The organism is uncultured Thiodictyon sp. (assembly GCF_903946935.1).
Taxonomy (GTDB): domain Bacteria; phylum Pseudomonadota; class Gammaproteobacteria; order Chromatiales; family Chromatiaceae; genus Thiodictyon.
On record NZ_CAJAXH010000308.1, the window covers coordinates 46,286 to 60,254 of the forward strand.

General features: G+C 65.5%; 14 protein-coding genes. 3 read left to right on the forward strand and 11 right to left on the reverse strand.

Features of this window, described 5'->3' with window-relative positions; translation table 11 throughout:
* Nucleotides 1-2 precede the first annotated feature (2 nt).
* Nucleotides 3-701: a DUF4126 domain-containing protein gene (locus QZX93_RS26005; RefSeq protein WP_295389021.1), complete on the reverse strand. Its 699-nt coding sequence runs from the start codon at nt 699-701 to the stop codon at nt 3-5.
* A gap of 197 nt (nt 702-898) precedes the next feature.
* On the opposite strand from QZX93_RS26005, the gene QZX93_RS26010 reads away from it, so the two are divergent.
* Nucleotides 899-1,396, forward strand: a complete 498-nt coding sequence (locus QZX93_RS26010) for a DUF2939 domain-containing protein (protein WP_295389022.1) — start codon at nt 899-901, stop codon at nt 1,394-1,396.
* 33 nt (nt 1,397-1,429) lie between these two features.
* Here QZX93_RS26010 and QZX93_RS26015 read toward each other — a convergent pair whose 3' ends face one another.
* The 3 genes from QZX93_RS26015 to QZX93_RS26025 all read right to left on the reverse strand — a co-directional run bounded on the left by QZX93_RS26015 (nt 1,430) and on the right by QZX93_RS26025 (nt 3,545).
* Nucleotides 1,430-1,558, reverse strand: coding sequence for a hypothetical protein (locus QZX93_RS26015; RefSeq protein ID WP_295389023.1), 129 nt, complete (start codon nt 1,556-1,558; stop codon nt 1,430-1,432).
* Complete coding sequence (gene hldE / locus QZX93_RS26020; protein ID WP_295389024.1) at nt 1,551-3,002, reverse strand: bifunctional D-glycero-beta-D-manno-heptose-7-phosphate kinase/D-glycero-beta-D-manno-heptose 1-phosphate adenylyltransferase HldE; 1,452 nt, start codon at nt 3,000-3,002, stop codon at nt 1,551-1,553. The genes QZX93_RS26015 and hldE overlap by 8 nt, the downstream gene beginning before the upstream one ends.
* A gap of 105 nt (nt 3,003-3,107) precedes the next feature.
* The gene (locus QZX93_RS26025; protein ID WP_295389025.1) at nt 3,108-3,545 is read right to left on the reverse strand and encodes a hypothetical protein; all 438 of its coding nucleotides are present in this window, start codon (nt 3,543-3,545) and stop codon (nt 3,108-3,110) included.
* A 229-nt stretch (nt 3,546-3,774) separates the two neighbouring features.
* On the opposite strand from QZX93_RS26025, the gene lapB reads away from it, so the two are divergent.
* Nucleotides 3,775-4,980 (forward strand): lipopolysaccharide assembly protein LapB, encoded by a 1,206-nt coding sequence (lapB, locus tag QZX93_RS26030; protein ID WP_295389026.1) that lies wholly within the window; start codon nt 3,775-3,777, stop codon nt 4,978-4,980.
* Between the two features lie 82 nt (nt 4,981-5,062).
* Entirely contained in the window at nt 5,063-5,947 is an 885-nt protein-coding gene (gene galU / locus QZX93_RS26035; RefSeq protein ID WP_295389027.1) for a UTP--glucose-1-phosphate uridylyltransferase GalU, read from the forward strand.
* A gap of 70 nt (nt 5,948-6,017) precedes the next feature.
* On the opposite strand, the gene QZX93_RS26040 is transcribed toward galU, so the two are convergent.
* From QZX93_RS26040 to QZX93_RS26070, 7 genes are all read right to left on the reverse strand, one after another.
* Nucleotides 6,018-8,216 carry a bifunctional diguanylate cyclase/phosphodiesterase gene (locus tag QZX93_RS26040; protein ID WP_295389028.1) on the reverse strand — a complete coding sequence of 733 codons (2,199 nt, stop codon included), beginning with the start codon at nt 8,214-8,216 and terminating at the stop codon, nt 6,018-6,020.
* On the reverse strand, nt 8,217-8,558 hold the full coding sequence (gene kaiB, locus QZX93_RS26045) for a circadian clock protein KaiB (protein ID WP_295389029.1): 342 nt from the start codon (nt 8,556-8,558) through the stop codon (nt 8,217-8,219).
* A 95-nt stretch (nt 8,559-8,653) separates the two neighbouring features.
* Nucleotides 8,654-8,980: a circadian clock KaiB family protein gene (locus QZX93_RS26050; protein ID WP_295389030.1), complete on the reverse strand. Its 327-nt coding sequence runs from the start codon at nt 8,978-8,980 to the stop codon at nt 8,654-8,656.
* Nucleotides 8,977-10,701, reverse strand: coding sequence for a circadian clock protein KaiC (gene kaiC, locus QZX93_RS26055; RefSeq protein WP_295389031.1), 1,725 nt, complete (start codon nt 10,699-10,701; stop codon nt 8,977-8,979). Before kaiC ends, QZX93_RS26050 begins: the two co-directional genes overlap by 4 nt.
* 113 nt (nt 10,702-10,814) lie before the next feature.
* Nucleotides 10,815-11,042, reverse strand: coding sequence for a hypothetical protein (locus QZX93_RS26060; protein ID WP_295389032.1), 228 nt, complete (start codon nt 11,040-11,042; stop codon nt 10,815-10,817).
* A 1,902-nt stretch (nt 11,043-12,944) separates the two neighbouring features.
* Nucleotides 12,945-13,175: a YgiT-type zinc finger protein gene (locus QZX93_RS26065; protein ID WP_295389033.1), complete on the reverse strand. Its 231-nt coding sequence runs from the start codon at nt 13,173-13,175 to the stop codon at nt 12,945-12,947.
* The gene (locus QZX93_RS26070) at nt 13,172-13,453 is read right to left on the reverse strand and encodes a DUF4258 domain-containing protein (protein WP_295389034.1); all 282 of its coding nucleotides are present in this window, start codon (nt 13,451-13,453) and stop codon (nt 13,172-13,174) included. Before QZX93_RS26070 ends, QZX93_RS26065 begins: the two co-directional genes overlap by 4 nt.
* Between the last annotated feature and the right edge of the window lie 516 nt (nt 13,454-13,969).

Below are 13,969 nucleotides of genomic sequence, written 5' to 3' on the forward strand. Positions count from 1 at the left end.
GGTCAGACCCTGGGGGGCTGGGCGTCAAGCCGCGGCGGCGCGCCGTCGCCGGGGTCGGCCGCCGGGGGTGCGTCCAGTGCCGGCGGCTCAGTCGCCGCCGTGCCGCCCCCGCCGAAGCGCCGACGCAGCCCCTGGCCGACCCGCTTGATACCATGCCACAGCATCGGCAGCAGCCAGATCAGGAGCAGGAAAAAGAGTGCGAGGCAGATCAGGAAGATTCCGGGATTGGTTAGCGCCAGCAGCAGCCCGCCGACCACGCCGACGTCCTCGGTCACCGAGGCAATCCAGTTAGTGAAGGGTTCGGGGGAGGTGTTGAGCATAATCCGGGTGCCGGCCTTGGTGGCGTGGCTGGCCGCGGCCACCCCGCCGCCCAGCAGGGCGATGAGCGTATCCCCGACGGGTCCGACGTCGCCCGCCGCACCCATCGCCATCAGTGCCCCGGCCGGGATGCGGATGAAGGTGTGCAGGCCATCCCAGGCGCTGTCCACCCCGGGGACCTTGTCGGCGAAGAACTCGACGATGAACATCAGGCCGGCCGCCGCCAGGACCCGCGGATCGGACAGGATGTCCAGGCCGGGCGGCAGGTCCACCGTGCCGGTGGCCCCGGCCAGGCCGAGTACCAGCATGGTGGCGTAGAGATTGATGCCGCTCGCCCAACTGGCGCCGAGGGTCAAGGCAAGGGTCTGGGTCAGGGTGTCCACGACGACCTCGTGCGGATGGGGATGGTGGGGTGAGTATAGGGCAGGCGGTGGGGATGAGTGGATGATTATAGGTCCGGCAAGGGGCGGTGGGGCGCCGCTGGTCGGGTGCCGATGAGGGCCGGCGGTGTTGGTGGCGCCGTCGTCGCCTTGGGGCGCTAGAATGCTCCACCTGTCATTACCCCTGAGTGGTCCCCGCCATGCGCTATCTCGTCTACCTGCTCCTGTTTGTCCTGATCGCCTTCGGTGTCTGGCCCTACTACGCCATTTTCAGGCTGGACAGTGCCTTAAGTCAGGAAGATACCACCGAGCTCGCCAAGTTGGTCGATCTCCCGGCGATTCGTCACAACTTCAAGACCCGGGTCGCGGCCGGCGCCGATCAGTTGCTGCCGCCCATCGACCCCAAGAGCACCATGGGTTGGATTCGGCAAAACCTGGAGCGGCTGGGCGACTCGGCGCTGGAGCAGGCGATTACGGTGCCTTGGGTGCGCGATACCCTGCGCCAGTCGGTCGCCGAGGCGACCCACCAGAACCCGCCCTACCTCCTCAGCGGCATCGACTTTGCCTTCTTTGAGTCGTACAACCGCTTCCTGATCCGCATCGGCGACCTGGGCCACAATCCGACCCATGTGCGGTTGAGCCTAGAATGGTCCGACGCGAAGATCCCCGAGTGGAAGATCACCGATATCATCCGATAAAGGCGAGCTTTTTTTCCATCAGTTGCGCATCGGTCATGGTCGGGCCTCCAGCGCGGTGCTGCCGAAGAGGTAGGCGCAGACCAGCGCGGGATCGGCGGTTGCCAGCGCCCGCCGCAGTGCCTCAATCCGGGCGCCGATGACCGGCGACTGCTCATCACTCATGCGGCCCGTCCCGCAGTCGCTGGATGGTGTCGGTGGTCGAGACCCCGGCGAGGAAATCCAAGACCACCACCTGCCCGCCATTGGCCGTGACACAGGGTCCGCCGGCAATGTCCTGTGGGGCATAGTCGCCGCCCTTGACGATGACATCGGGCAGCAGCCGGCAGTAAAGACGCTCAGGAGTCTCCTCGGTGAACGGCACCACCCAATCGACGCTCTTGAGCGCAGCCAACACGGCCATCCGGTGCTCCAGGCGGTTGACCGGCCGACTGGGGCCCTTGAGCGCGGTGACTGAGGCGTCTGAGTTGACCGCGACGACTAGTCGGTCACCGAGTCCGCGTGCCTGCTCCAGGTAGTGGACATGCCCGGCATGGAGGATATCGAAACAGCCGTTGGTCATGACGATGCGCTCGCCGCGGGCGCGCGCCTGCCGCAATTCGGACGCCAATTCGTCCGCGCTTACCAGACCGAAGCCGCCGGCCTCCGGTTCATGCAGCGCTCGGCTCAGTTCGGCGACCGTGGTGGTGGCGGTGCCGAGCTTGCCGACCACGATCCCCGCCGCCGCGTTGGCAAGCCGGACGGCCTCCGGCGGGGGCGCACCGGCGGCCAAGGCCAGTGCCAGGGTCGCCACCACGGTGTCGCCGGCACCGGTGACGTCATAGACCTCGCGCGCGCGGGTCGGCAGGTGCAGCGGTGGCTGTCCCTCCCAGAGCAGGGTCATCCCCTGCTCGCCGCGGGTGATGAGCAGCCCCTGCAAGGCAGTCGTGCGGCGCAGGTGCTCGCCGCGCTCCACCAGTTCCTCATCGCTGGCACAGCGTCCCACCACGGCCTCGAACTCGGCGCGGTTGGGGGTCATGAGGGTGGCGCCGCGATAGCGTGAAAAATCCGTGCCTTTGGGGTCGACGATGACACACTTGCCGAGCGCGCGGGCGCGATCGATCAGTGTGCCAACCGACGCCAGTGTACCCTTGCCATAGTCGGACAGGACGATGACCGCGGCCGCGCGGGCGAGCTGTGCGTAACCCGTACCGTCGCGGTCGAGATCCCGGTCCAAACCCAGGTTCAGGTCGGTGAGGCCCCCCTCGAAATCCGCGCGCAGTAACTGCTGGTGCTGGCTCAGGATGCGCAGTTTGGTCGAGGTTCGTCCGTGCGGGTGGCGTTGCAGATGGCAGCCGATCCCGGTGCGCCGCAGCAGGTCCTCCAGGGCCGCGCCCGCCTCATCTTGGCCCACCAGCCCCAGCAAGTCGACCTGACCGCCGAGGGTCAGGATATTCAAGGCGACATTGGCCGCCCCGCCCGGCCGCTCCTCGATCGCGGTCACATGCACCACCGGCACCGGTGCCTCGGGCGAGATCCGCGTGGCGGCGCCGCTCCAGTAGCGGTCGAGCATGACATCGCCGACCACGAGCACCCGGGCCTGGTGGAAGGGGGGGATGGTGATCCTCATGGGCGGGCCTTGATCCTGGTCGTCAGTCGGCGGGGTTCCGGGGGCGCGGTCGCCGCGCGCCGGCATCGGCCGCCATGCTACGCACTCGACCGGCGACGCTCAAGGCTACGGCAGCGCCTCAACCGCCGCCACCCCCTTGCGATAACGGTCTTTGAGCTGCTCCGCGAGCACCCCCTCCTTGGCCGCTTTGCAGCCATCGGCCAGCAGTGCGGCGGACTGTTCCAGCAGGCGCTGCTGCACGGCGCGGTAGTTGCGCTCCGGGAACATCTCGTCCTCGACCGTGACGATGGTCAGGCGCAGTTTGTTCACCAGTAGCTTGTTAAGGTCGTTGCTGTGGCGGCCGGAGCCGTCGCTGCGGCAGCGGGCGTTGTAGAAATCCAGGGCGGCGGCGGCCTCGACCGCCTCGACCAGCACCTGCTGGGTCGCCGGGGGCAGGGCGAGCGCGGCCCCGCCGGCGGGCAGGAGCACGGACAGGAGCAGGATTCGGGCCAGGATCGGGAGCAGCCGGGTGCGTCTGACGACCGTGTCGGTGCAGGCTGGCATGGGATGACTCCTCAAACGGTGGCGGTGGATGTAGGGCCGGGCGCGGTCCTGAGGGCACATCCTGCACCGGGTGCGGCGGCCGGATCAAGCGCGCCCGCACGGCGGCCCATGCGAGCGCGCGGCGATGTCTGTATCATGGGGCCGTGAATAGGCTTCCACCCAGAGTCGGCATCGGCGGCCCCGCAGCGTGCGGGAGACCCCGGCTTGTCCGCGCGCTCGGGATGCGGTCGTGATTGAGTTGCAGCAGTTCCTGCTGTTCCTCCTGCTGCCGGTGGCCGCTGCCTCCGGGTGGTGGTTCGCGCGGCGCGACCCGCGCGCCCAGTCCCGAACCGTGCCGGGCAACGGGCCGGCCTTTTTCCGCGGGCTCAACTATCTGCTCGATGAGCAACCGGACAAGGCGATCGATGTCTTCCTGGAACTGGCGGAGGTCGACGGGGAGACGGCGGAGATCCACCTGGCCCTGGGGAGCCTGTTTCGGCGCCGCGGCGAGGCCGATCGGGCCATCCGTATCCATCAGAATCTCATCGCCCGCAAGACCCTGAGTGCGGAGCAGCGCGGCTTTGCACTGTTCGAGCTGGGACAGGACTATATGCGCGCCGGCCTGCTCGACCGCGCGGAACTACTGTTTCGTGAATTGGCCGAACTGGGGCTGCAAGCCGAGCGGGCGCTGCGCGGTCTGCTCGACATCTACCAGCAAGAGCGCGACTGGGAACAGTGCCTGGAGATCGCCGAGCGGCTGCGGCCCTTCTGCGAGCGTTCGCCGGATGCCGAAATCGCGCACTATCACTGCGAGCTGGCTGAGGATGCCCGGCGTCGTGCCGACCCGGACGCCGCCCGCCGCGCCCTGGAGCGGGCCCAGGCGGTTGACCCGTTGTGCGTGCGTGCGAGCATCATCGCCGGTCAGATGGCCCTGGCGGACGGTGAGCTGGCCGCGGCCCTGGAACTCTTCCTGCGGGTCGCGGAGCAGGGTGTACGCTATGTGCCGGAGGTCCTTCCCGGGCTGATGCAGGCCCTGGATGAGCTGGGGCGCACTGACCTGATCCAGGTGCTGGAGGCGCTGGCGGCGCGCCATCCGTCCGGCCCCGTGGTGCTGGCCCTGAGCGAGGCCCTACGCCGCGCGCGCGGCCCGGCGGCGGCCTTACAGACCCTGACTCAATACCTGGCCCGGAATGTCGATCTGGCCGCGCTGGAGCGCCTGCTGGACCTGGAGCAGCCCGCGGCCGCCGGCGACCCCGCTTGCCGCGCCGCCGTGGTCCATGAAGTGGTGCGGCACCTGCTCACGCGCCAGCCGGCCTATCAGTGCGATCATTGCGGTTTTAGCGCGCGTGCCCTGCATTGGCAGTGTCCGAGTTGCAAGCGCTGGGGCTCGGTCCAGCCGGTGCAGCCAGAGCGTATCCCGGGGGATGAGGTGCTGCATGAGCGGCGGCTTGCCTGACTGACTCGCCCGGCCTTTTGTCAGCGGCGCCGGCCGCCGCCAATCAATGCGTATGAGCGCGACTGTTGGAGATTGATCAACCATGAAGAATGTTCCGATCCGCAAGGCCGTATTCCCCGTTGCCGGTCTTGGCACGCGGTTTCTGCCCGCCACCAAGGCGAGCCCCAAAGAGATGCTGCCGGTGGTGGACAAGCCGCTGATCCAGTATGCCGCCGAGGAGGCCGAGGCGGCCGGGGTGGACCAGTTGGTCTTTATCACCGGTCGCCACAAGCGCTCCATTGAGGACCATTTCGACTCGGCCTACGAGTTGGAGTCCGCGCTGGAGCAGGCGGGCAAGAAGGAACTCCTGCACATCGTCCAGAACATCCTGCCGTCCCACGCCCGTTGTATCTATTTGCGCCAGCCCGACCCCCGGGGCCTGGGGCATGCGGTACTCTGTGCCGAACCGGTGGTGGGCGATAACCCATTCTATGTGCTGCTGGCGGACGACCTGATCACTGGCGACGACCAGGGCAATGGGGTGGTGGCGCAGATGGCCGAAGTCTACGCGCGTCATGAGTGCAGTGTGCTGGCCGTGCAGGAGGTGCCGCGGGAGGATACCCGGCAATACGGAATCGTCGAGGTTGAGCCGGGCCCGGGCGGTTGCATGCGCGTCATCTCCATCGTTGAGAAGCCCGCCCCGGAGGATGCACCGTCGAACCTGGCCGTGGTCGGGCGTTATCTATTGACACCACGCATTTTCGATCTGCTCGGGAAGACCGACAGCGGGTCCGGCGGCGAGATTCAATTGACCGATGGTATCGCCGCCCTGCTCGAATATGAGACGGTGATCGCCTATCCCTTTAAGGGCAAGCGTTACGACTGCGGCAGTAAGCTCGGTTATCTGGAGGCCACGGTCGAGTACGGCCTAGCCCACCCGGAACTGGGGGAGCGGTTCGGCGCCTATCTGCGGAACTTTTGCGGCTGAGCGCGGCGATCTTGCGACGCGCGCGTGCGGCGGCGCGTCGCGTCGCGGCCGGGGGGCCGCGCCTACTGATTCACACGTTCTGCTGCCGGGTCTGCGGCAGTGCCGCCGCCGGTCCCGGCCGCCCAAACAGATAACCCTGAAAGGCGCGGCAGCCGCTCGCGATCAGAAACGCGCGCTGGGCCGGCGTCTCTACGCCCTCGGCGATGACCGTGAGATTCAGATTGGGCGCCAGGGCCAGAATCGCGCGGATGATCGCCGCGTCGTTGGGGTTGTCGAGCGCGTCTCGGACAAAGGACTGGTCGATCTTCAACTGGTCCAGGGGCAGGCGCTTCAGGTAGCTCAGTGAGGAATACCCGGTACCGAAGTCATCGAGTGAAAACCCCAGGCCGAGTGATTTGAGCGCGGTCATCTTGGCGATGGTGTCCGTGACGTCCTCCAGCAGCAGACTCTCGGTGAGTTCCAACTTGAGCCGGTGCGGATCGGCGCCGGACGCGGCGAGTGCCGCGCGCACCTGATCGACAAATCCCGGGTCGCGGAACTGACGGGCGCTCACATTGACCGCCAGGGTCAGGTGGGCGCGCGGCGGTTGGTGCGCCCAGGCCGCGAGTTGGGCGCAGGCGCTCTCCAGCACCCAACGGCCCAGCGGCAGGATCAGCCCGGTCTCCTCGGCCAGCGGGATGAACTCACCGGGCGCGACCAGCCCACGCTGGGGGTGCTGCCAGCGCACCAGTGCCTCGGCCCCGGTGAGGTCGCCCGCGCCGTCCACCTGGGCCTGGTAATAAAGCAGGAACTGGCCGTCCCGCAGCCCGTCGCGCAACTGAGTCTCCAAGGCACTGCGGGCCTCCAGTGCGGCCTGCATGTCGGGGTTGAAAAAACGCAGCGTGTTGCGGCCGGCCGCCTTGGCCTGGTACATGGCTAGATCGGCCTGTTTCAGCAGGTCCTCGACGGGCGTGTGGCGGTCGGCGATCAGGGCGATGCCGAGGCTGGCGGTGCTGTGACAGCGGTAACCTGCAAGTTCGTAGGGCTCATTCAGTGCGGCCAGGAGCTTGACCCCGATGCCCTGGGCCTTGGCCGCGGCCGCCTCGGTGCGTTCGCTTAAGCCCTCCAACATCACCACGAACTCATCGCCGCCCAGTCGGGCCACGGTGTCGGATTCGCGCACGCAGTCGAGCAGACGCCCGGCCACCTGCTGGAGCAGCAGGTCGCCGACGCTGTGTCCGAGCGTATCGTTCAACACCTTGAAATTGTCCAGGTCGACGAACATCAGCGCGCCCGGCCGCCGACTGTGGGCGCCGGTCTCCACCGCCCGATGCAGCCGCTCCAGCAAGCGCCGCCGATTGGGCAGCCGGGTCAGCGGATCGTAGAAGGCGAGTCGCTCGATCTGCTCCTCTGCGGCCTTGCGTTGGGTGATGTCGGTCAGGGTGACGACACTGCCGAGCTTCTCACCCAGCGGACCCACCAGGGGGCCGACGCTGACCACGAGATGGAACACCTCGCCGCGTCGCTCCAGCCTGGCCTCGACCCGGCGTTGCTCCCCGACCCTGAGTAGATCCGCGAGCGAAACGCCCGCGCCGTCGGGTTGTTCCAAGGGGAAGACACGCTCGAACGGCTGATCGAGCGGGTCCTCGCCGCACAGCCGGTACGCCACCGCGCTGGCGCGAATGATCCGTGCGGCATTGTCGCAGACCACAATGGCCTCGGCGGTCTGGTCGAGGATCAGGCGTGCCAGCCTTTCTGCGGCCAGGATCGCCTCGCTCCGTTTCTGCTCAGTCAGATCGGTGGCAACCAGGCAAAATGAGCCCAGCACCTCGCCGACCAGCAGGTAACTCACCGAGAGATAACAGGGGACACCGGTCCCGTCGCTGGCCCTCAGGGTGAGCTCCATGCGCTGGCGGCTGGGTGCGCGCGTGCGGTTGAGCAAGGCCCGGAACGGGGCCGCGTCGGCGGGTGCGATCCAGCGGTCGCAGGCGGAACCGATCACCTGTTCGAGGGGGGTCTTGAGCATTTCGGCCAGACGCCGGTTGGCGTAATAGATCACCCCCTGCGCGGTGAGGATGAGCGCCCCTTCGCTCATGTCCTCGACCAGTACCCGGTAGGGATAGTCGGCGCCCTGGAGGGTAAAGACCTGGTCGCCGTCGCTGCCGGAGACGACTAAGGCATCCACCTCGCCATTGCGGATGGCGCGCAGGGTCTCCTCGGCCTCCGCCAGGCGGGCGCGCAGGGCGGCGTTCTCGGCGGCCAAGGTGTCCAATGCGAGTGTTTGCGTCACTTACCCATGCCTGCGCAGATCCAATCCGACCAGTACGCGTTCCGTGCTCGATAGATCGCCAATGATCCGCCGTAAGGGCAGCGGCAGTTCTTTGATGAGGGTCGGTGCGGCGATGATCTGCTCGCCGTGTGCGAGTTGGGGTTGCTGATAGAGGTCGATGACCTCCAGCCGGTAACGTCCTTGCAGGTGTTCCTCGCAGATGGTCTTGATGTTGGCGATGGCCCGCGTCGATTTCGGCGTCACGCCGGTGACATAGAGGCGCAGAACATAGGTCTGCGCCGGCTGATCGAGCCTTGGGTCGGCCGTCGTCGGGGGCGGCGTCGGGGGATTTTCGGTCGGCATGGTGACAAGGTCCTCAAGTGAGATTCGGCCTGGGCCCGGCCGCCGTCCGCGTTGCCCAGACCGGGCAGGCCCGCGGGGCGGCGGGTTGCTTGGCGTCAGACGCGCGGCAGTATGTCTAATCCAATGAGTACTTTATCTGTGTTTGACAGGTCGCCGATGATCTTGCGCACCGGCTCCGGTAGCCGGCGCACCAGCGTCGGGATCGCCAGGATCTGGTCGCCCTGCGCCAGTTGCGGTTGTACTAGCAGGTCGATCACCTCGATCCGATAGCGTCCAGCCAGGTGCTCCTGACAGATGCGCTGGAGGTTGGCAAAGGCGGTGATGGACTTTGGGGTCTGGCCGGCCACATAGAGCCGCAGGGTCCAAAACTCCGGTGTGTCAGGGGCCGGCGGCGCGCCCGGTTCGGTGGGTGGCAGGGTCATTGCGCGCCCTCCATCGCAGTCGGCGTCGCGGTCGCCGCATCGGCCTTGCGGCTCCAGGCCATATCCTTGCGCTCCTGTTCCAACTGCGCCTCGCGCGCCCGTTCGCGCTCGATCAGGGCCAGCGCATCGGCCTCTTGGGCAGCGAAATCCAGCCGCAGTGCGGCGATCTGTGCCTCCAGGGCCGCGCGTTTGCGCTCCAGCTCGCGTTGCCGACGGTCAATGTCTTGGCGTCGTACCAAGTCGTCTGCCCGCTCCTGCGCCTCCTGGGCCAGCCGCGCCGAGCCGGTCAACACCCCGCCCGGACCGGCATAGACATCGCGCACCTCGACGCCTGCATTGGTGATCAGGAACTCGCGGGTCTGGTTGGAGTGGGCCATGCCGCGCGATTTCAGGATGCTCAGGGCGCGATTACGCTCGCCGCCCGCCTCGACGGCGACGAGCAACAGCCAGGTGTCGATCAGGGATGAAATGGCGGCATCGGTATGATCGAGCGCACTGCCGCCGGTGGTCAGACTGGTGAAGAAGCCGGTGATCTCGTTCATCTTCAGATAGTCGACCAGGCGGATCAGCATGGCCTTGACCTCGGTCTCATTGCCCGCGCTGATGAAGCTGTTCAAGGGGTCGACGACCACGATCTGTGGTTTGAAGCGATCGATCGCCTTGTGCATGGTCGTCAGGTGCAGTTCCAGGCCGGCAAAGGTCGGGCGGACGGCCTGAAACTGGAGCAGGCCTTGCGCCACCCAGCGCCCCAGATCGATCCCGATAGAACCCATATTCCGGACGATTTGGTTGGGGGATTCCTCGAAGGCAAAATAGAGCACACGCTCGCCCCGGGCGCAGGCCGCCGCGGCAAAGTGACCGGCCAGACTGGTCTTGCCGGTCCCCGCGGTCCCGGAGGCCAGCACACTGGTGCCGCGGTAGAAGCCCGCCCCCGCCAGCATGGCGTCGAGGCGCGGGACGCCGGTGGAGACCCGTTGCGTGGAGACGTGATGGTCCAGGCCGAGTGAGGTGATGGGCAGGACTGAGATGCCATCCTCGTCGATCAGGAAGGGGTATTCGTTGGTCCCGTGGGTCGAGCCGCGGTATTTCACCACCCGCAGTCGCCGGGTCGAGATCAGGTTGACCGGGCGGTGGTCCAGCACGATCACGCAGTCCGACACGTACTCCTCCAGACCCTGACGGGTCAGTTGACCCTCGCCGCGCTCGCCGGTGATGATGGCGGTCACGCCCTTGTCCTTCAGCCAGCGGAACAGCCGGCGCAGCTCCGCGCGCAGGATCAGCGGGTTGGGCAGGCCGGCGAACAGGGTCTCGATGGTATCGAGCACGACGCGCTTGGCACCGATCTTATCGATGGCATAGCCGAGACGCACGAACAGGCCACCCAGATCGAACTCCCCGGTCTCTTCAATCTCACTGGGCTCAAGGTACACGAAATCCAGTGCCAACTGCCCCTGTGCGACCAGTGCAGTGAGGTCGAAACCGAGTGAGGCAACGTTCTGGGTCAACTCCTGCGCCGTCTCCTCGAAGGCCATGAACACCCCAGGTTCGTTGAAGCGGGTCGCGCCGCGCACCAGAAACTCCATACTCATCAGGGTCTTGCCACAGCCCGCGTCGCCGCAGATCAGGGTCGGCCGCCCCGTGGGCAGACCGCCGCCGGTGATCTCGTCCAGCCCATAGATGCCGGTTGGGGTCTTAGGGAGTTGTGGCCTCGATGGGTCCATGTCTTGACTCCGGAGTCGTCGCTGATCGATTGCCGGGGCCGCGGGCGCGTGTGCCCGGGTCGCCGACGCGCGCCGGTGAGGATAACGCAGCGGTGCCGGCGGCGGCCAGTCGATCATCCCGAATGGAGGGTGCGATAGGGCGCCTCGCCCGCGCGTTGCGTGATCTCCTGGCCCAATGTGTGGGCATGTTGGGCGGCCGTCACCAGGATATCCAAGGTGAGGGGTGAGGGCTCATTGACGATATAGGGAAGGGTCATTGCCTTTTCCATCACGGCGCGCAACGCCTGCGTATCGTCCGGGCCCAGTCCGAGTTGGCCCAAATGGACCGGGAGGCCGATCATTGCGAAAACGTCTACCTGTTTGGATTCCTCCGCGTGGCCCTGGACCACCAGTTGCGTCAGCAGTCCCAGATTTGGGTATCGACGACCACCATGGCGGGCTGTGGGGGAAACACTCAACGTCGGCGAAGACACCGGCCGGGGCATATGTCACCGACAGCGCAGCGCCGGGGGCTTCATTAACAGCCGTGCCCCATCACGTCGTTGACCGCCGGCCGAAGTGAGAATGGCGGCGCTGGCGCTCGGGACGATGGAAAGGTAGCGTCCCAGATGTTCCAATACGCCCTGGCCTGGATGTATCTGGGTGGGGCGATCAGCGCCGGAGGTGCTTGATGGGGTATGTCATCTTCAGCGGCAAAAAACTCTAGGGCTGGTAGGGAAGAGACGCAGGCGTGGCTGGCGTGACCAAGGAGGCTGTTGAGGGCGAAGTGTAGACCATTTTCCGGCGTTTGGGCGAGCGCCACCGCAGGCGCCCAGCGGCCTGTGGGCACCGAGGCGGAGCGCGGTCGCAGAGGCGCGCGGCGCGCCGCTTCACCCCTGTCAACCATCGAAGGGTCGCAACCAGGACCGGTAACAGGAGACCGGGCACGGTCAGGGTGCGCAAGGACGCAGTGACAGGGGCCGAAGGACCGCGCGACAGCGATCAGGATGCAGGGCAGCTTGATGGACACGAGGCCCCAGGGATAGCAGCAGGAATACTTGCGCAGTACGCGGGCGCAACCGGATTGACGGCGGACGCGTCGCTACCGAAGGAATTTCAGCTAGGGCGGGCGCTGCTCAGAACCGCCGATAGCGTACCACCAGCCGACTGATGGAGAGTGCTGCGCTTAGGCATACAGCGCATGCACAGTAGCAGGGATCGACGGGGCCTAACGACGCATAGTCAATCAGGTGACGGCCCCGCTCAATGCGGGGTCGCCACCGTCTTGACGTTTTGTTGGCATGTGATCGGCGTTTACACGCCAGAGCCACCGAGGGCGTAGGGGACCAAGGGCACCAACATGATGCCAATGGCGAGCCACATGGCGCGGTTGCTGCGGGTACTGAGGTCTTGGTCGCTCATGATGTTCACCTTGCTTTAGATGTTTCGTTTACCGTTATCGTGTAGCACATCGGGCAGTCTGCTGAACCTGGGGGAGCGATCCACCGACGCCGTTGTGTGCCTACGGTTACGAAGATACAGACCACGCCGTTGCGCCTCCAATGGGTATTTCCGACTACAGCGATAGGTTTTCGCCTGCCCTCTGAATTAGCTGGAAAAACGACGCGCAGTGACGCAAGTGCCCGGCCCCTGGCGCCACCTCTCGCGACCGCCGGTCGCACTTCTGCACTGCGGCCGAACCAGTCCCTCGACGCTTCGTCCTGGCCTTGGGCTCACCGGGCCACGGCTACGCTGGCCCGCTTCCGGTGGGCTTGGCGTCCCTGTCTGAAGACCGGTCGCCATCCTGGCCACCTTCGGACCCATGGGCGGCTCGCAGTCGCTCGCCTGCCCCGCTCTGAGCGGGGCCAGGTCACCGCATAGACTCCTGTCCGTTCCGCGCTTCGGTTCACTCCGCACCCGCTGTATGCCAGCCTGGGAGAAACCGACGAGGCGCGCCGCGCCGCTTATCGGGTTCTAGTCGCCACGGCGATCGCCCAAGACGTGCTGACGGAGATCCGTACCGCGACGAACGGCGGGTTTGCCTTGGGCAGCGAGCGCTTCCAGCGGGAGATCGCGGCCATCCTCGGGCGCCGGACGTGGCGCGGCCGACCGGGGCGACCGCGAGCTCCAGAGCGGGAGGCGGGGCAAATGGAACTGCCAATCTGACGAAGAAATCGTTGTCCGTCCCCGTTTTCCCAGCTTGGTTCGTGGAAAAAGAACTTGAGCCTGGCCTCGTTGCTCCCTATCCTTACTTGCTGCGGACTTCACGCTGCAAACCGCTCGACGTCAATCATCCGTGCCTGATGCTGCTGACGTTCGCGAAGTTTCTCGATTTCGTGTAGTGTTTCGGAGGCGATGTATTGTTCGTGGCAAGTGCGACAAACGATCATAGGAATATCTTCAATAACCAGAAGGCCATTGCCACGACCAAAGGCTTTAGCGATCCGCTTTATTTCAGCGCGCTCACCGCAGACAGGGCAGCTTGTTTCATTCATAGCAGATACACCGTAATGATAACCACAAGACCTTTGATCTTTGCTGCGACTTCCGCCTCGAAGCCGTCACGAGAATTGCCAAGGATCACAAATTTTCGTTCACCGCTGTCCCGGTCAGCTTCCACTCGAATGACCGAACCAGTCAAGACGATGTGCTCAATGTCCTGAACATGTAAATCATCCGCAATCATTTCGTCTAGGGCATGGTGGGTCAACACGTAGTGGCCTTCTCGCATCATGCGACGAATTGAGATCAACTCCCTCCTAGCCAAACTCATTTGCCTCCTCCCCAAAAGCCCCAGTGTAACACGAGCAGAATACAATGGAATCCGAGAATCACTGATCACTGATCCTCGAATTCGGTTTATTGCCTGGGGAACTCCGGCTTACTTTACAAAAACAATCCCAGCGCTGAGGGTCTTGCTCGGGTAGGCCAACGGAAAATGCACCGCACTCCACCCCAGGCCGATGGCATGACCCACTGCCCACTCCTTGTTCGTCTGGCAAAGGTTGCTGTATTGCCAACCGCTTATCTCATTCGCGATCTCGACCATGTCCTCAGTGCTGCGCCAAGCCACGCCCTGTTGGTCAGTGACTTCTGGTGGTGTAGGAAACTACTTCTTCGCCATCGGTTTTTCCTCGTGCTTCTTCGTGTGCCTCAGCCGTAGGGACGCCGGTTACCCGGCGCCCCCGGCGCAGTCCCGGACGTGCAGTTTTCCCGCATCCGGTTCCTCGGTTGTACTCGCTTTCGCGCGAGCAAAGTCATGCGAACACCAGTTGTGCGGGAGGCTTCT